This window comes from Sulfurovum iocasae (genome assembly GCF_047716765.1).
GTDB lineage: Bacteria > Campylobacterota > Campylobacteria > Campylobacterales > Sulfurovaceae > Sulfurovum.
On the sequence record NZ_CP180410.1, the window covers coordinates 2,394,711 to 2,412,124 of the forward strand.

16 protein-coding genes are annotated in these 17,414 nt (G+C 35.5%); 6 read left to right on the plus strand and 10 right to left on the minus strand.

The window, feature by feature from the left end:
* Positions 1–116: 116 nt before the first annotated feature.
* On the plus strand, positions 117–767 hold the full coding sequence (locus tag ACLHDG_RS11705; protein WP_415406419.1) for a hypothetical protein: 651 nt from the start codon (positions 117–119) through the stop codon (positions 765–767).
* A 24-nt stretch (positions 768–791) separates the two neighbouring features.
* Complete coding sequence (gene ruvX / locus ACLHDG_RS11710) at positions 792–1,178, plus strand: Holliday junction resolvase RuvX (protein ID WP_415406420.1); 387 nt, start codon at positions 792–794, stop codon at positions 1,176–1,178.
* Positions 1,179–1,267: 89 nt separating this feature from the next.
* Here ruvX and ACLHDG_RS11715 read toward each other — a convergent pair whose 3' ends face one another.
* The 7 genes from ACLHDG_RS11715 to ACLHDG_RS11745 all read right to left on the minus strand — a co-directional run bounded on the left by ACLHDG_RS11715 (position 1,268) and on the right by ACLHDG_RS11745 (position 9,478).
* On the minus strand, positions 1,268–2,167 hold the full coding sequence (locus ACLHDG_RS11715; protein WP_415406421.1) for a patatin-like phospholipase family protein: 900 nt from the start codon (positions 2,165–2,167) through the stop codon (positions 1,268–1,270).
* A 60-nt stretch (positions 2,168–2,227) separates the two neighbouring features.
* Complete coding sequence (locus ACLHDG_RS11720) at positions 2,228–2,635, minus strand: PGPGW domain-containing protein (protein ID WP_415406422.1); 408 nt, start codon at positions 2,633–2,635, stop codon at positions 2,228–2,230.
* A gap of 11 nt (positions 2,636–2,646) precedes the next feature.
* Complete coding sequence (locus ACLHDG_RS11725; protein ID WP_415406423.1) at positions 2,647–5,688, minus strand: efflux RND transporter permease subunit; 3,042 nt, start codon at positions 5,686–5,688, stop codon at positions 2,647–2,649.
* A gap of 6 nt (positions 5,689–5,694) precedes the next feature.
* The gene (locus tag ACLHDG_RS11730; RefSeq protein WP_415406424.1) at positions 5,695–6,405 is read right to left on the minus strand and encodes an efflux RND transporter periplasmic adaptor subunit; all 711 of its coding nucleotides are present in this window, start codon (positions 6,403–6,405) and stop codon (positions 5,695–5,697) included.
* Positions 6,402–7,649: a TolC family protein gene (locus ACLHDG_RS11735; protein ID WP_415406425.1), complete on the minus strand. Its 1,248-nt coding sequence runs from the start codon at positions 7,647–7,649 to the stop codon at positions 6,402–6,404. The genes ACLHDG_RS11730 and ACLHDG_RS11735 overlap by 4 nt, the downstream gene beginning before the upstream one ends.
* The gene (locus tag ACLHDG_RS11740; RefSeq protein ID WP_415406426.1) at positions 7,646–8,245 is read right to left on the minus strand and encodes a TetR/AcrR family transcriptional regulator; all 600 of its coding nucleotides are present in this window, start codon (positions 8,243–8,245) and stop codon (positions 7,646–7,648) included. The genes ACLHDG_RS11735 and ACLHDG_RS11740 overlap by 4 nt, the downstream gene beginning before the upstream one ends.
* Positions 8,246–8,380: 135 nt before the next feature.
* The gene (locus tag ACLHDG_RS11745) at positions 8,381–9,478 is read right to left on the minus strand and encodes a glycoside hydrolase family 3 protein (RefSeq protein ID WP_415406427.1); all 1,098 of its coding nucleotides are present in this window, start codon (positions 9,476–9,478) and stop codon (positions 8,381–8,383) included.
* A 498-nt stretch (positions 9,479–9,976) separates the two neighbouring features.
* Here ACLHDG_RS11745 and ACLHDG_RS11750 point away from each other — a divergent pair, with 498 nt between their 5' ends.
* Positions 9,977–10,486, plus strand: coding sequence for a TlpA family protein disulfide reductase (locus tag ACLHDG_RS11750; protein ID WP_415406428.1), 510 nt, complete (start codon positions 9,977–9,979; stop codon positions 10,484–10,486).
* A 1-nt stretch (position 10,487) separates the two neighbouring features.
* Here ACLHDG_RS11750 and ACLHDG_RS11755 read toward each other — a convergent pair whose 3' ends face one another.
* The 3 genes from ACLHDG_RS11755 to ilvC form a co-directional block, all read right to left on the minus strand.
* On the minus strand, positions 10,488–11,264 hold the full coding sequence (locus tag ACLHDG_RS11755) for a DNA-processing protein DprA (RefSeq protein WP_415406429.1): 777 nt from the start codon (positions 11,262–11,264) through the stop codon (positions 10,488–10,490).
* A 143-nt stretch (positions 11,265–11,407) separates the two neighbouring features.
* Positions 11,408–12,505, minus strand: a complete 1,098-nt coding sequence (locus tag ACLHDG_RS11760; protein WP_415406430.1) for a divergent polysaccharide deacetylase family protein — start codon at positions 12,503–12,505, stop codon at positions 11,408–11,410.
* Between the two features lie 221 nt (positions 12,506–12,726).
* Positions 12,727–13,752: a ketol-acid reductoisomerase gene (ilvC, locus tag ACLHDG_RS11765; RefSeq protein WP_415406431.1), complete on the minus strand. Its 1,026-nt coding sequence runs from the start codon at positions 13,750–13,752 to the stop codon at positions 12,727–12,729.
* Between the two features lie 121 nt (positions 13,753–13,873).
* Between ilvC and ACLHDG_RS11770 the strand changes: the two genes are divergently transcribed.
* The 3 genes from ACLHDG_RS11770 (at position 13,874) to ACLHDG_RS11780 (ending at position 17,267) form a co-directional block, all read left to right on the plus strand.
* Positions 13,874–14,329, plus strand: a complete 456-nt coding sequence (locus ACLHDG_RS11770; protein WP_415406432.1) for an NfeD family protein — start codon at positions 13,874–13,876, stop codon at positions 14,327–14,329.
* 11 nt (positions 14,330–14,340) lie between these two features.
* A complete protein-coding gene (locus ACLHDG_RS11775; RefSeq protein WP_415406433.1) occupies positions 14,341–15,198 on the plus strand; it encodes an SPFH domain-containing protein in 858 nt (285 codons plus the stop codon).
* Positions 15,199–15,464: 266 nt separating this feature from the next.
* Positions 15,465–17,267, plus strand: a complete 1,803-nt coding sequence (locus ACLHDG_RS11780; RefSeq protein WP_415406434.1) for a mechanosensitive ion channel family protein — start codon at positions 15,465–15,467, stop codon at positions 17,265–17,267.
* Positions 17,268–17,414 lie beyond the last annotated feature (147 nt).

Below are 17,414 nucleotides of genomic sequence, written 5' to 3' on the forward strand. Positions count from 1 at the left end.
TTTGACTCACAATCTTTACACGAAATTATTTTATGCTGTTATTTCAACTCTTTTAAAAGTCTTGAAAATGAATTCAAGCTTTTTAATGTTGTAAAAAATTATATAAAGGATAAAAAATGACAAAAGCTATTTTATATATTGCGCTTGGTTTAACTACTCTGTTTTCAGCAAATACACTCTCTTCAACAATGACAGAAAAAAATGTAAAGATCCATGCAGATACAAAACTTGTACAAAAACAGTATCGTACCGATAAAAAACATTTTAAAAAGATGGATAGACAATTAAGTAAAAAAAGAGCCATGAATCGAAAATTTAAGACACATGATGAATTCAAAAAAATGAAACATCATCATACAAACAGGAGACTGACGAAACATTCAATTGAAAATAGATCCCACAAAAGATCTCAAAGACATAGTAATTATAAACAGGATAGGTACACTGAAGGCAGAAGATTCTATAGAGACAATGATAGACGATATTCAAGAGACCGTCACTCTCAAACTCGTGGACATAGGCACACTCGTAATAGTTGGTATCTAGCATATCGTTATGATAGAGCTTCCTTCTATGATAGATATGGATACTATTATGGGTATTTTAACCGTCATGGGTATCTATTTGAAGGTGATTTTTACAGATACGACAGATATTATACCTATAGAGACAGAGTAAGAGGAAAAGGTCTTTTTGATCATAGATACTATAGACCCGTTATGGACTATTACTACAGTAGTTTAGACGATCCTTACTATAGAAGATGAGTATAAATTAGCTATAATACAGCTATGAAATTAGCCAGTATAGACGTAGGTCTCAAACGTATCGGTGTAGCGATCTGTCTTGATGGGAAGATCGTGATGCCACAAGATGCCATTCTCAGAAAAAACCGCAATCAAGCCGCAAGAGATGTCAACACCTTCTTAACAGAGTGGGAGATAGATAAACTCATCGTAGGACTCCCCAAAGAGGGTTCAAGTTCTGAAGAGATGGAGAGACGTATCAAACACTTTGTCTCCCTGCTGGAACTTGAGATCGAAGTAGCTTATCAAGATGAACAAGGCTCGAGCTTTGAAGCCAAAGAACTTACTATGGGTGATTTTAAACATAAACGGGATGGCAGACTTGATTCTGTAGCTGCAAAGATCATCTTAGAGAGATATCTAAAACTTTAATGTGATCTTCTCGTCTCTCCACACTTGATCGCCCTGACTAAAAAAAGGGGAAGAGAAATACCCTTGTATGCAGAACCCATAGATTTTCATCATCTGAGTTTGAACTCTTGAAGATGCTCTTTGGCAATTACTCTTCCAAGTTCAATCATTTCATACGCCTTGTTAAACTCATAAAAACCGCCTGCATCATTTGGAATACCTATGATAATGTCGGGAGCGTATCCCGCCATTTTACATTCCATCACGGCATTTTGCATGATATCGATCGTACGTCCCATAATATCAAACATACTCATCTCATCAAATGCACTTTTGGATTCTTTTGAAAATAGTTGTTCAGCCTTTTGTCTCATCTCAAAAAAGACTTTTTCCATCCCACTCTCTTTTTCGCGCTCTTTTTTTGGAATATGAATTTTATAACCTTTGGCAATATTGGCACTGAGATTAACAGCAATTGTCAAGTCAGTATTATCTGACACCGTAGGCGCAATAGGCAGAGGATTTAGCACACCGCCATCGATCAAATAACGCTTTCCAATTTTCTTTGGTGTAAAAACCGTAGGAATGGCGATCGAAGCTCTGACAGCATCTACAAGGTTCCCTTTTTGAAGCCAAACCTCTTTTTGCTTGATAAGGTCTGTTGCAACCGCAGTAAAAGGAATGTGAAGATCTTCAATCATAACATCACCGATCATCTCTTCGATCACAGCAAATACCTTATCACCTTGAATCATGCCCGTTCCAGTAAAAGAAAAATCAACTAATTTAGCTACATCCAACAGATCAAGTCCCAAGACCCACTCTTTATATGCCTCAAGCTTGCCACACGCGTAGAGTGCCCCAATGAGTGCACCCATAGAGGAACCGCTGATGGAAGCTATCTCATAACCACTTTTTTCAAGCTCTTCAATAACACCAATATGAGCATATCCTCTCGCACCGCCACTTCCAAGAACCAGTGAAATGAGTAGCTTATTCGTTTTTATCATTTTCTTCTCCTCTAAAGATTTTTCAAACACCAACACAAAAAAATTGTCTTTCCAAATATATCATACCTCTAGTGGGCTTTGTTTTGCTTTTACACGCAGCTGGTTAACGGATTTTAGAATTGCAGGGCGTTTTATGATCCATCTTTCAACTTTGTATTTGCTGGGAAAATCCATAAAGAGTAACCCTGTGATGATTGTCAGTATTCCCTGTCCCGGCAAAGCCAACATAGCGATTCCACCTATGATAAAGAAAATACCAAGAACATTTTTTAGAAGTATAAATACTAACCGTATGATTGGTGGATAATTACGCCATTGATGCTTTTGGCGTTTTTTATGAGAGAAGTAATCCGATGGTATTTGAATAACTATCCATGGGATCAATACCAAAGAGGCGATCAATCCAATGACAGATGCTATTGTTAGCCAAAAGAGCAATGCTTCATGATCATGGATAAACACTATCATTGTAAACTCCTCTACTCCTCTATTGTTTCTTCATAAAACTTTCTTAACCATCTGTCTATTGGATTGATAAGTCTATACATTACAGGTACTATGAGCAAAGTCAAAACCATAGAGCTCAAAAGACCACCGATAACTGCTATTGACATAGGAGCATTTGTTTCACTTCCAAGTCCTGTACCCATAGCAAGCGGCAACATAGCAAATATCATCGCTATCGTAGTCATCAAAATAGGTCTTAGTCTTTTTTCTCCAGCCTCGATAAGTGCTTCATCTGCACTTTTTCCCTGTGCCATGGCTTCGTTTGCGAAATCGACTAATAAAACAGCATTTTTACCCACCATACCCATGAGTAACATAAAACCGATCATAACAAACAAACTAAACTGTAAACCACTTAAATATAGCGCTAACATAACTCCAATAATACTCAGAGGAAGTGCCATCATAATGATGACTGGTTGTATGAGTGATTCATATAATATCGCTAAAATAATAAACATTAAAATGACAGAAAGTCCAAGTGCCGCACCAAAGGCTTGACCTGTTTTTTCCATCTCTTCTGCAAATCCTGTAAATCTATATGCTACACTCTCAGGTAATAGATCATCAATACCTTCACGTGTATAGGCAACAGAACCACCTAGGTCAAGTCCAAATAAATCTGCGAAAATCGTCACTTGTCTTTGTCTGTCAAAGTGGTTAATAGTTGCTAGTGCTTTACTCTTTGTAAAGTTTACTAAACCATCAAGATAGACCAACTCACCTGTACTGCTTCTAAGTTGAATCTTCTTAATGTCTTCCATAGAAACTCTATTCTCATCATCAAATCTTAATGTGATGTTGTACTGTTTCCCTTTTTCTTCAAAATATGAGATCTCCAGATCACTTGAAAATGCTGTAGCGATAGCCTGAGATATTTGTGAAGCAGAGATGCCGAGACGATTTGCATTGCTTCTTATAATATTGATATCAATTTGAGGTTTTCCGGCATCAAGATTCGTATCGATATCAACAAATCCTTTTTTCTTTGCAAGGTAATCAGTCAAATTTTTTGTTGCTATTTTCAAATCATCAAATGAATCAGATTTTAAAACAATTTGATATGGTACCGATACACCGGCACCTTTTATGTTAGGGATAGCAGCAGCTGTAATGAACAATTCTTTTTGATAAGGTTTCAATGTTTCTCTAAAGTTTTGTATAATATGCTCTTGATTGAGAGCCCTCTCTTTTCTATCACTTAGCTTTACATAGATCATAGACTTGTGTTTTTCTTGTGCGGTATTGTATCCTACGCTTAAAGTGGTATAAAGTACATCTTTATTTTTGCGTACTACATCTTCTATCACTTTTGATTTTTTTATCATCTCTGCAAGTGACACAGAGGCATCAGCTTTTATATGTATCTCAAATTCAGCTTTATCCTCTTTTGGTATAAAATCCATTCCTATTTTAGGGAACAGACTTAAAGAACCAAAGAATCCGGCAAATACTAAGATCAAAGTAATAATTTTAAATCGTAATACAAGTTTTAAGATCCATTCATACATCTTCTCCAAACCTATAAACAGTGGTTCGGTCAGGTTATAAAATTTACTCTCATCTTTACGTAAAACCCTAGCACTTAAACTTGGAATAAAACTCAAAGCAACAGAATAAGAGATCACTACAGCAAAACCGACTGTCATAGCAAATGATTCAAAAAATTTACCCACAATTCCGCTCATAAATGATACAGGGATAAATACAGCAAGAAGCATTGCAGAAATAGCTAAAATAGTAAATGCCATCTCTTTGGTTCCCTCTACAGCTGCTTCAAATTTATCCATACCTGCTTCCATTTTTTTATAGATATTTTCAATGACAACAATCGCATCATCGATAATAATACCAATAGCCAGGGTAAGTCCAATTAGAGTCATTTTATTGAGTTCAAAACCCATATAATCCATCAAGGCAAAAGTACCATAAATAGATGCAGGGATAGACAATGCAGACACAAATGTAATCGTCATATTTCGTAAAAAAAAGAAGATGATTATGACGGCCAAAAGTGAACCATAAATAAGGTCAAACTGTACGTGCTCCAGTGAAGCGATAATAAAAGGTGAAGTATCATTCAATATTTTTACCTCATATTTATCCCCTGCTAATTTTTTTATTTTTGGCACTGCATCTTTGACTTTTTGTACGATATCAATGGTATTTGTTCCTGAAATTTTTTGAACTTCGAGCATTACACCCTCAACACCATTGTACGAGGCATAACTTTTAGCATCACTCATTGTATCTTCAATTCTTGCTATATCCTGTAGCTTGATATTATCTTTGATCTTAATATTTTTAAGTTCAACGATACTAAGCGCATCGGCTTTGGTTTTCAGAGTAAACTCTTTAGTGGATGAGATAAGTTTACCCCCACCAATTTTTACATTCTCACTTGCTACGATTCGATTAAGTTCCGATACTGTGATACCAAACTTATTAAGTAGTTCTGGATTTGGGTAGATTTTTATCTCTCTATCTTTGTATCCGATAATGTTGATTCCACCAACACCGTTGATTTTTTGTAGTGTAGGTTTTACCTTTTCATCTGCAAACAACATAAGGTTTTTAATACTGTCATTTTCTGCCGTTAAAAAGATATTGATAATTGATGCTCCGCCAATGTCAAGTTTACTGACCAGTGGCATTTTGGCATCTTTTGGCAATAATACAGCAGCAACTTTATCTCTAACATCATTGGTCGCTTCATTGATATCTCTCTCCAAAAAGAACTTTATCATCACAACACTCACACCTTCACTGCTGCTGGAAGTAACAGAATCTATTCCTCCAATACGAGAGATGGCTTCCTCGATCTTGTCTGTCACCTGTGATTCGATGGTACTTGACTCTGCTCCTGGATATACAGTTTTAACTGTAACCATAGGAAAATCAATATTTGGGAAAAGGGCTGAAGGCATTGATTTGAAACTCATGAATCCAAATATAACCAACGTCACAATATACATTAATGTTGTGATAGGTCTGTTTATGGCTAATTTATACATACTGCACTACTTCTCATCAGGCACAATGATATACCCCTCACCAAAAAGTCCTACAACAAAATCTTTAGCTTCCACTTCTGCTCTTATTTTTCTGTTCCCGCTGTCTGCAAAAGGGTATATTTTTGAAATTTTTCCACTGTATTTTTTATTGTCACCATCAATACTGTAGTTGAACACTTGTCCAACTTTTATATCCTTCCAATACTTTTGGTCAAATTCCAGGATCAGTTTTCTTTTATGAAGACTTTGTAATCTTAAAATGGTTCGTATAGCTTGTCCACTTACCACATCACCGACTTCAACAATTTTTTCAAAGATCACACCATCAAACGGAGCTTTGAGTATCGTTTTGTCCAGTAGTGCCTGTTGGTATGCCACCTGTGCTTTTGCACTTTCATATTTGAATGCAAAACTGTCAAGTCTTGAAGCATCTACTAGTTTTTTCACTTTGAGTTGTCTGTCATAATCTTTTTTGGCATACTTCAAAGCTGTTGTTGCTATATTTAGAGCTGCTTTGAGATCACTATTTTGCAGTTGTGCAAGCACTTCATCTTTTTTGACCTCTGTTGCAACATCAACAGAAACACTATTTACCGTTCCACTGCTTGTAAATGCCAAATTTGCACTTTGATCCGCTTCCACACTGAATGTTGCATAAATATCTTGCGCCTGTATCGTTACTGCTAACAACATCAAACTTAAAATTATTTTCTTCATCGTATAAACTCCTTGGGACTTTTCCCTGCATAATAGTAATAAATGGATTTTCTGATCTCATAATCATAAACCGTTTCTTTGTAACGTGCGTAAGCCAGTGTTCTTTGTGCAAGTGCATCTAAAAAAGCAATATTATCAACCAAACCAACTTCAAATTTTTGACGTATTACATCATAAGTGCTTCTTGCTGCTTTCAATGCACTTTTAGAGCTTTTAAGTTTTGTTCTGGTCGTTTTTAAACTTTGCCCTGCCAATTTAAAATTCATTCTTTGCTCTTTTTTTGCATGGTCTATTTGAGAAAGAAGTGACAACTTCTGATACTTCACTGCTTCACTCTCTTTTGCCATCTTCCCATTATCAAAAAGTCGCATATTGACCGACACCATCAATTTATTTTGATGATCGATCAAAAATTCACCTCCACTGATACCCGGTGCAGTAACCAGATCATCAAAATGTGATCTATGGTAAGTATCCGAAATATTCACCTGAGGCATATACGCAGCATTGATAGCATTGGCATTTTCTCCAACGGCATTGGCATTGGCTTGAAGCATTTTAATATTTTCAAACACTTCAAAACGTATATTTTTAGGTTCTTTAAAATAATTCTTTTTTAATTGTTTCGCTGATATACCACTAATAAGTTGTAAATTTTCTTCACTTGTTTCAAGCGTAAGCTTGGTATTCTCAAGCGTAAAATTGTTATTTTCATATACGGCTGTAAGCTTGTCAATATCTTCCACAGTAGCAAGACCTGCACCTCTAAACTTTTTAACACGGTTTATCTGTGCTTTTAGTTCATTGGAACGCTCTTTTAAAGCATTGACAGTTGCTTTGAGTGTTTGTATACCATAATAGTGACGCACTATCTCAAGCGTTATACTCTTTTCAAAAGCACTCTTCTCAAAAAGTGAAGCTTCATGTTCAAAGTCTCTAGATCGTAAAAGTGCATCTTTTCTGCCACCATCATAAAGGTCCATACTCACAGAAGCATATACATTACCTACTTGACCTGGACTCACCAAATAGTTAGGTGACAACAAAGAATAATCTCCACCGATATCTACAGTAGGCCAGTAAGCACTTTTAGCTGCTTCAACTTGCTCTTTTTTAGCTTTTATATTTATCTCTTTTGCTTTGATCAAACCATTGGTTTTATTGGCATTGTTTATAAATGTTTTCAAACCATGACTTTGCGCAAAGACAAACAGAGGCAAGATCAGAATGACTAAAATCTTCATTTCTCTTCCTTTATCTCTATCAATTTAAACAGTGCATCTAAAAAACGAGTGATCTCATCTTTTGGGTCAAGAGCCGCCGTATGTGTTTCAACAACAAGACCTAATTTAAAAGTAAGTAGTGCACTTACCATATCTTGTGCTTCTGTATGTATCTCACCTTTCGTGATACCCTCTTTCACGATCTGACCCAATATATCCGTAAATTTCCCTCTACATTTTATATTAAAATCAACCATTTCCTGCGTTCCATTTGTCATGGATATAGCTAAAAATTCTCTATATATATTTAATTGTTTGTTACTGTTTTCATCTTCATGTATCATGTAAAAGAAATGGAAAAGTTTATCTTTGGTACTTATATTTTGATCGGTGATTTCAAATAGTTTTTTCTCATGCTCGGAAATAAACATTGTAATAATTTCAAAAACAATATCTTCTTTGTTTTTGAAATATTCATAGATCGTTCCTTTTCCTACACCTGCCGTTTTGGCTATTTGTGAGATCGTAAGATTTTTAATACCATGTTCAAGAAGGATCTCCTTACAGGAACATGCTATATTACTTCGTTTTTCTTCTTTGTTTACTATAATTGCCATCAGCATCCTTTTAAATGACTGACCATCGGTCAATTAAATTATAACGGAAGATTTCTTAAGAAAATATAAATGATTTTATCAAAAAAGAGATGTACCTCTTTTTTGATTTTTATGAAGAATTAGGGGAAATGGACTTTATAATTTCTTTTTTAGTTTCTGTATACGTGTATATGCTTTATTTATATTTTCAATCTCAACATCACCACTTTTTACCAGCAACATTATAGTATCAACCAATCTTTTGGTACTCACAATTTTACTAGGATCAAGTTGATTTCCAAAAAGCAAGATATCATTACCGGCATTAATAGCAAGTTTAAGGGTATTTTTTAAGCCATACTTTTTACTTATCGCACCCATTTGAAGGTCATCTGTGATCACAACACCATGGTACCCAAGCCTCCATCTCAATTTTTTAGTCACGGTTGTGAAAGAGAGACTTGCGGGATATGTTCGATCGATCTTTTTATTGAAAACATGGGCTACCATAACAGTATCTGCTTTATCTTTTAACAGACGATAAGGTTCCAACTCGTTTTTCTTCCACAGATTTGTCACATCCACAAAACCTTTATGTGTATCTCCCACCGAAGAGCCATGACCAGGAAAATGTTTAAGAGAAGTAAGCACACCGTTACTGTGCATAGCATCTATAAAAGTAGAAGCATATTTTGCTACGATCTTAGGGTCTTTCCCAAATGAACGTCCAAGACCATGGATCACATGGTTTTTCATATTGATATCAAGATCCACTACAGGGGCGAGATCATAATTGATCCCTACACTTCTAAGCTCTTTACTCATTTTTTTGTACGTATTGAATATCTGGCTTTGATCCATCTTGATCACATCAGAAGCTTTAGGGAACTTTCCATAAAAACCGTATTTGCTTTTAAGCCTTTGGACTTTCCCACCCTCTTGATCTACCGCTATAAGTAATTTACCATCAGAACTACAAGCTTGTAACTCTTTAGTGAGTTTTGTAAGTTGTTTTTTCGTTGCTATATTTTTAGGTTCGTTCTTATTGACAGGGTTATAATCAAACAAGATCACAGACCCTACATTATATTTTTTAATGTCTTTACATATTTGACTACTTTTTGGGGCAGAGGTACCATGAAATCCCACCATCAGCATTTGACCTATCTTCTTCTCTAAAGAGAGATAATCTCCTGCATGAAGCATAAACGGTGTTGTTACTATGGAGAATAGTATCAAAATCTTTTTTAACATTTTTTTCCTTGAATTATTATGTTATAGCATTATAATATAGTCTTATTAGTATACGGTTAACCTGGATAGATTATACTTCTCCCATAAGAGCATCAGAAGGAAGCATTTAAATCCCTTAGATATTATTCAGCTTCCCTTTTTCATAGAATTTTTCCCTCCTCCTTTTAATCTTCTAGATGCTCTTTAAAAATCAAACAAATACATACTAAAAGAGATTTTTCCTCAGATCCAAATCTTTAATTATGATAATTATAATTAAGATTATTAGTAAACGGTTAACCTAAACAGATTATACTTCTCTCATAAGAGCATCAGAAGAAACCCTTTAAATTCCCCTAGATATTATTCGGTTTCCCTTTTTCATAGAATTTTTCCCTCCTCCTTTTAATCTTCTAGATGCTCTTTTGTAAATCTTTATCACCCTTTTTACTTAAACTACACGATTCTTACATCTTCATTAGTGTATACTCTCTATAATAAATAAAAAAAGGCTCACTCATGAGAAAAATATTTACATCAGCACTTCTTATTTTTTCACTATTTACTTATACGCAGGCTGCAGAAGGTCCTCAAATGTCTATTACTGATATTAAAGGTGTAACACACCAGATCACAGGGACGGAACAAGGTCTGAACATTAAAGGGCTGGAAGGGAAAATTGTTTTCCTGGAGTTTTTTGGACATAGATGTCCACCTTGTTTAAAATCTATTCCTCATCTTATAAAACTACAAGAAAAACACAAAGACAAATTAGCCATTGTAGCCATCGAAGTACAAGGTTTTAACAATAAGGAACTTACAGAGTTTGCAAAAGAAAAAGGGATGAACTATATTGTTGTAGCTGATGAAAAAGCAGGTAGCTTTACAAACTATATTGGACAAAGAGCAGAGTGGAGAGGGAGTATTCCTTTTTTAGTTGCTCTAGATTCAAAAGGTGCAGTACAGTTTGTTCAAGCTGGTATGCTCCCCGAATCATCACTTGAAGAGCTTATCAAACAACTTAAATAAACTACTGTAGTCTCACGATACCATTGTGTATCGTGACCATACCTTCAAGTTCTGCTTCATACACTCTATCCCCAAACTTAGCAACAGTATCATCAAAAGTGGGTAATGCCTGACAAAAGTAAAAAAAATCATCTTTTTGTATATCTGAACTTGCTGCTTGTCCAAAACGAGAAGCAAACAATTCCACATCTACAATGGCCGTAGCCTTACCTTCACGAAGTAGACTATTCGTCCCTGAACTCTCATTAAGTCTTTGAGGAAGCACAAATATCTCTTTACCCATCTTTAGTGCATACTCCACTGAACGCATGGAGCCACTATTAAGCTCAGCTTCTGTCACTATAAGCATATCACCAAGAGCTACGACCAGCTCATTACGGACTACAAAACTCCATCCTGTAGCTCTAAATCCATCATTGAACTGGCTCAACATCAGTCCATTATTTTCGATTGACTCTATCAGTTCTTTATTGATAGCAGGATATCGTAGGTTCAACCCATTTGCAACCACTGCTATAGTATTACCTGTACCTGCTCCAGAATGTGCAATGGCATCCACTCCCATTGCAACACCACTTACTATGCATACACCTCTTTTAGCTAATGCTTTAGCAATATTGTAAGTAAAATTTTGTGTGTAGATCGAAGGTCTTCTGGTTCCAACTATGGAGACTTTTGGACGTTCCAGTAAATCTAAATTGCCTTTGTAAAAAAGCTCTGAAGGGTACTTTTTCATAGCATTTAATGCAGGGATAGGAGAAGAGAGTATTTGGCTCATGAACTACCTTTTTGACAATCATAGCAAAGCCACACAAAAGTGAATAAAAATATGTCAAATTGTCATACTTTTGAAAAAAGTGTGGCAATTCTCTTGTGCCCTGACTGAAGGGAGGAAATGCCCTTGGGGTGCATACTTTTTATTTATTTCTTTTTTCTATAAATATCATCAATATAAACAAGCTCAACATCTCTAAAAATATCTTTAGCAGAGCTAAGTGCTTTCATGGTTACAAGATGAGGGTGTCCTATAGCTATGGCATATCCTTTTTTCTTAGCTGTTTTTACTGCTTGACGAAGCTGCTTACGTATATAAGGAACATTGTGATCATTATCTATAAATATATCTCTTGCTACATAGGCATCACCAAAGGCATGTGCTATTTTACGTACTTTAGTTGATGCTGCAGTACGACTGTCCACAAAAACAAATCCATCTTTACGTAAGATACCATAAAGCATCTCCATTGCTTTGTAGTTACTTGTAAATGTAGAACCGGTATGATTATTGACATAACGTGCGGTAGGAAAGAGTTTTCTTATCTCTTTGACCCTGGCTTCCATTTTCTCTTTAGTATCCGTTATTTTCAATGTTCCATACTGCTTGTCATAGGCTTTACCTGATTGCATAGGAAGATGAATCATATAGTGTTTTAAACCTTGTGCTAACTTATGATTTGACTTTGAAAGTTCGTAAGGAGGGAAAATAGAAGGAGTAACCTTTATAGGCAGAGACATGATATGCTTCAGTTGTTTTGCATTCGATACATCATCGATGATGATAACAAGTTTTGGTTTTTCAGCACGATGTGCCAATATTGCCTCAGGAGAAGATTCTGATGCAGCAGCACTGAGCAGAGACTTCTCTTGGGCTTTTTTCTCTTCAGCCTTTCTTCTTATTTCTATCTGACTGGGATGATCTTTGATCAACTCTTTTATAGAGTTTGTAGTAACTTCTTTACTTTTTTGCTTAATAGCTTTATCTTTTTTTACTACTTTTACAGACTCAGATTTTTTTACATGTTTTATACTAGGGTCTTTATCATTCTGTCCCAGAAAATACCCGAACGCCACCAAAGAGATCATCAAAAAAACACCAATAACAATAAAGATATTTTTTTTAAAATTAGATGTTTTTGTTGTTTTTTTACGAGTTCTTTTTTTTACTGGTGTTTTTCTCGTGCTAGATTTCTTTTTTGGAGAAGAAGATTTAGTATTCGTTTTTTTTGATTGGGATGCCATATAATTCACTAGTTATTAAATTTTAATTATTATAGCAAAGTAAGGTTAGTTTCCTATGTTTTAATTAACAAAGAAAGTTAAGTTTTTATTGTGTTGTGCTACTTAAACTAACTAAATATTTTTGGGTAGTTGTGCTTAGATTTATGTGTTTGGGTAAAAAAACATACGTCAGTATGTGACTGCACCCATCACATAAAGATGAGTGCAAATAACTAAAAAGATTAGTTAGTTTCCTGGTCTACGATTTTACCTGCAGAAATCCATGGCATCATTTCACGAAGTTTATTACCAGTTTGAGTAATAAGCTTTTCTTTATCATTGGCACGTTCAGCATTCATACGAGGATAACCAGCTTGACCTTCTAAGATGAAGTCTTTAGCAAATCTACCATCTTGAATTTCTGTTAAGATGTCTTTCATTGCTTGTTTTGACTCAGCGTTAATAACTCTTTTACCAGAAACATAGTCTCCGTATTCAGCTGTGTTAGAGATAGAGTATCTCATATCAGCGATTCCACCTTCGAACATAAGGTCAACGATAAGCTTAAGCTCGTGAAGACACTCAAAGTATGCAAGTTCAGGAGCGTACCCAGCTTCTGTAAGTGTTTCAAAACCTGCTTGTACAAGTGACGCTGCACCACCACAAAGTACTGCTTGCTCACCAAAAAGATCCGTTTCAGTTTCATCTTTGAAAGTTGTTTCAATGATCGCAGTTCTACCACCACCGATAGCTGATGCGTAAGAAAGAGCAAGCTCTTTAGTTGTTCCACTTGGGTTTTGACCAATAGCGATAAGATCTGGAATACCACCACCTCTTACAAACTCAGAACGTACTGTATGACCTGGTGCTTTTGGAGCGATCATAGTAACATTGATGTCTTTTCTTGGATTTACTCTTCCATAGTGGATGTTAAACCCGTGACCAAATGCAATTGTAGCACCCTCTTTTAGGTTTGGCTCTATTTCAGCTTCATAGATTTCTTTCTGATTTTCATCTGGAAGAAGAATCATAATCACATCAGCTTTAGCAGATGCTTCAGCTACTGTAAGTGTTTCAAAACCTTTTGCTTCAGCTTTTGCCCAAGATGAACCATCTTTTCTAAGACCGATAACAACTTCTACACCAGAATCTCTAAGGTTCTCTGCGTGTGCGTGCCCTTGTGATCCGAAACCGATCATTGCTACTGTTTTAGATTTGATGATATTGATATCACAATCTTTGTCATAATATACATTTAAACTTGACATTTATTATCCTTGATGTATGAAAATTTTCGCGATTATACCTAAAATAAACTTATTATCCTATTTTGAGGGTGTTCGCCTATTTTATGCTATAATTTATTTTAATACACTCAAAGGAGTAGAAATGATTGAATTTCTCAATGAGACTGTTTTGTGGTGGCATTGGATCGTTATAGGAATCATTCTTTTGATTCTCGAGATGAACATTGGCACCTTTTTTATGCTGGGTCTTGGTGTTGCTGCTATCTTGGTAGGGGTGATAGACAATCTCATGGGAACCTCTTTTAAAACAGAACTTTTTATCTGGATAGTTCTTTCCATACTCTCCATAGCTACATGGTTCAAGTGGTTTAGAGAAAAACCCATTACCGACAGTGGTCAGTCCAACTATAGACTTGACACGCTAGGTACAGTCATGGAAGACATACAACCACACAGCAGAGGAAAAGTAACTTTTGATACACCCGTACTGGGTAATACCTCTTGGCATGCAACAGCCAAAGTAGATATAGACAAAGAGACACGTGTTAAAATAGTAGAGATCAATGGACAACTTATACAAGTTGAACCAATTAACTAAGGAGTAAGTTTATGGAAGCATTAAACATATTAGTCATTTTAGCCATCGCTGTTATCGTCACTCTCTATAAGGGTATCAATATCGTTCCACAAGGTGAAGAGTGGCTTGTAGAAAGACTGGGGAAATTTTCTCGTACACTCAGACCTGGACTAAATATCATCGTCCCTTATATAGAAGCCGTACGTCAAAGGATCACTACACGAGACATTATCTTAGACATTCCTCAACAAGAGGTCATCACACGTGACAATGCGGTCATCCTTACCAATGCTGTAGCCTTCGTCCGTGTCACTACACCAGAAAATGCGCTCTATGGTGTTGAAGATTTCAGACTGGCTATCCAGCAGCTCATCATGACAACTCTGCGTTCCATCTTAGGTGAAATGTCACTAGATGAAGCCCTCTCAAATCGTGAACAGATCAAGACCAGACTCAAAGACCAGATAGTCGATGATGTGGCTGACTGGGGTGTCACGGTCAAATCTGTAGAGATCCAAGACATTAACCCAAGTCCATCCATGCAAGCATCTATGGAAAGACAAGCCGCCGCAGAGAGAGAAAGAAGAGCCATCGAAACTACAGCTGAGGGTAACAAAAATGCTGCTATTCTGGAAGCAGACGGAAAACTTGAAGCAGCCAAAAGAGAAGCACTTGCCCAAATAGCCCTTGCCAATGCATCAGGTGAAGCCATCAATATCATCACAAAAAATATAGAAGACAAAGAATTACCAGCAATGTTCTTACTAGGTGACAGATACATAAATTCATTAGAAGAAATAAGTAAAAGTAACAACTCTAAGTTTGTTATCTACCCTGCAGATCTGCAAGGGGCTATTAAAGGGATGTTGGGGAATGTGTTTAAGAAGTAAAGATTGTTAAAATTATGTGAAAACGAAAACCTTATAATATTATATATTTTATAAGGTTTTCTAGTTATTTCATTTTATACACATTTCAAATTAGTAAATAGTAAAAACTTGACCCTCCTGTTTTAAAAAGTATACATCTCTATAAAGCTCCTTGAACTTGAATGATGTGATAGAATCATGATTTCTATCACATCATTCAAGCTTATTACATAATTAGGTATAATTATCTTCTAATACCCTTACAGGAGCTACCTATCAAAAAGTTTTTGTTCTCTTTTATTTTCTTCATCTTAATGTTCACACAGATCCATGCAGAATATAAACCCTTTATCAAAGCACAACTTGCATTAATACATCAAATGAATGAGGACAACATCACACAAGATGAGGTCAAACAGATAGTCCATAAACAGGAACTTATCTATATAGAAGCTTTTGAAAAATTTCTACTCAATAAAAAATTTATTCTGAATCAACCAAAGCGTTATCAAGAAGAACTTTTTGTGTTAAACAAACTTCTCAAGCACAATAAAGCGCATGGTAACAAATATGCTGTTATTCGTGATGAAGTACTAATCAAGTCCTATCAGACACTTCAAGCACAACATAGAATGTCAAGACATATCCTACGTATTCTTAACCATTATGATTATGATGAGTTTGATGCTAAGATGAATAATGAGTTTGTTAAAAACCAAGAAGCCATACAAAAAATTAATACGGTTGACTATAAACCTTTTCTTAAGTTAAAAGAGAACAATAAAGTACTGCAAGAAGCACAAAAAAATATCAAAGATTATTATGCACTGCTTGAGATCAATGCTGATGTGTTAAGATACTTTTCAATTTTTGAGAAACGTATGTATCGTCTCAATAAATATGCACAGTATAAAATACTTCCTATTGCTCTCTATCTTGACCATACAGAGTGGGGTAAAAGTTTAAATGCTATCTTGTACCCTCACAATCTTAGTATAGTTAAACTTCTTTTGATACTTTTTATCTCCTTATTCCTCTATTTTATACGTACACAACTCTATAAGCTAGTAGAACGATTACTTTATAGAATGAAATATTTGCAGAAATACAGTAAAGAGATCATGAGTGATGCCTATAAACCGATCAATGTACTGTTTATGGTTATCAATCTACACATGGTCATACATATCTATCATAATTTTTATAGTGTAGAAACACTCACTAGGTTTTTCAATATTGTTTATGCAATACTTTTTACACTTATTCTCTATCGTATACTTAATACCATTGCAAGTATTCGTATTAATGACATGGATCAATCAGACAAAAAAATCAAAAGTGAAATGGTCAATGTCGGTATTAAGATCATCAATTTTTTGATCATGATCATGGGAATTCTCCTTGTGATGCATTTTGCCGGGGCAAATCTTGCAACTGTACTTTCTGGTTTGGGGATCGGTGGTTTTGCCATTGCTCTTGCTGCACGTGAAAGTCTCTCGAACTTTTTAGGGACTATCTCTATCTTAATGAGTGATACCTTTTCTCAGGGAGATTGGATCGTTGTTGATGAAAAACAGGGGACGGTTGTAGAGATAGGCTTGCGTGTTACTACTCTGCGTACCTTTGATAATGCCCTTATCGCTATTCCTAATGGTACTATTGCAAATCAGGATGTTAAAAACTGGAGTAAGAGAACGCTCGGACGACGTATTAAAATGTCTCTGGGTATCAAGTATGACTCCAAGCCTGAAAATATTCGCCGTGCTATTAGTGAGATTCGTGGGATGCTTAAAACCCATCCTAATATTGCTACGGATGAAACAAACTATGAGCAAAATAAACATAAAAGTACCAAACTTGTCTCCCAAGAGGATTCTCTGGGTGTCAAAAGAACCTTACTTGTCTATCTGGATGAACTCTCTGATTCAAGCATCAATATCCTTGTCTACTGCTTCACTAAAAAAACAGATTGGAGTCAATGGTTAGAGACAAAAGAAGATGTAATATATAAGATCATGAATATTTTAGAGAAAAATCATTTGGAATTTGCTTACCCGTCAATGTCACTTTATCATGAAAATAAAGAGTAGTTTTTACATAAATGACAATAAAGAAGTCATAGTAACAAAGAAAGTTTATGTAAAAAGGTCACTTCTTTTAAGGAAGTATAATTCTCAGGAGCAAACAAGAAGGTTTTCGTTTTTGGCTAAGGAGTAAAATAAACTCTTGAAATCATC

Excerpts from the sequence above, each read along its gene's own strand:
- ACLHDG_RS11705 (WP_415406419.1), top strand. The coding sequence starts at position 117 with ATGACAAAAGCTATTTTATATATTGCGCTTGGTTTAACTACTCTGTTT.
- ruvX (WP_415406420.1), top strand. The coding sequence starts at position 792 with ATGAAATTAGCCAGTATAGACGTAGGTCTCAAACGTATCGGTGTAGCG.
- ACLHDG_RS11715 (WP_415406421.1), bottom strand. The coding sequence starts at position 2,167 with ATGATAAAAACGAATAAGCTACTCATTTCACTGGTTCTTGGAAGTGGC.
- ACLHDG_RS11720 (WP_415406422.1), bottom strand. The coding sequence starts at position 2,635 with ATGATAGTGTTTATCCATGATCATGAAGCATTGCTCTTTTGGCTAACA.
- ACLHDG_RS11725 (WP_415406423.1), bottom strand. The coding sequence starts at position 5,688 with ATGTATAAATTAGCCATAAACAGACCTATCACAACATTAATGTATATT.
- ACLHDG_RS11730 (WP_415406424.1), bottom strand. The coding sequence starts at position 6,405 with ATGAAGAAAATAATTTTAAGTTTGATGTTGTTAGCAGTAACGATACAG.
- ACLHDG_RS11735 (WP_415406425.1), bottom strand. The coding sequence starts at position 7,649 with ATGAAGATTTTAGTCATTCTGATCTTGCCTCTGTTTGTCTTTGCGCAA.
- ACLHDG_RS11740 (WP_415406426.1), bottom strand. The coding sequence starts at position 8,245 with ATGGCAATTATAGTAAACAAAGAAGAAAAACGAAGTAATATAGCATGT.
- ACLHDG_RS11745 (WP_415406427.1), bottom strand. The coding sequence starts at position 9,478 with ATGTTAAAAAAGATTTTGATACTATTCTCCATAGTAACAACACCGTTT.
- ACLHDG_RS11750 (WP_415406428.1), top strand. The coding sequence starts at position 9,977 with ATGAGAAAAATATTTACATCAGCACTTCTTATTTTTTCACTATTTACT.
- ACLHDG_RS11755 (WP_415406429.1), bottom strand. The coding sequence starts at position 11,264 with ATGAGCCAAATACTCTCTTCTCCTATCCCTGCATTAAATGCTATGAAA.
- ACLHDG_RS11760 (WP_415406430.1), bottom strand. The coding sequence starts at position 12,505 with ATGGCATCCCAATCAAAAAAAACGAATACTAAATCTTCTTCTCCAAAA.
- ilvC (WP_415406431.1), bottom strand. The coding sequence starts at position 13,752 with ATGTCAAGTTTAAATGTATATTATGACAAAGATTGTGATATCAATATC.
- ACLHDG_RS11770 (WP_415406432.1), top strand. The coding sequence starts at position 13,874 with ATGATTGAATTTCTCAATGAGACTGTTTTGTGGTGGCATTGGATCGTT.
- ACLHDG_RS11775 (WP_415406433.1), top strand. The coding sequence starts at position 14,341 with ATGGAAGCATTAAACATATTAGTCATTTTAGCCATCGCTGTTATCGTC.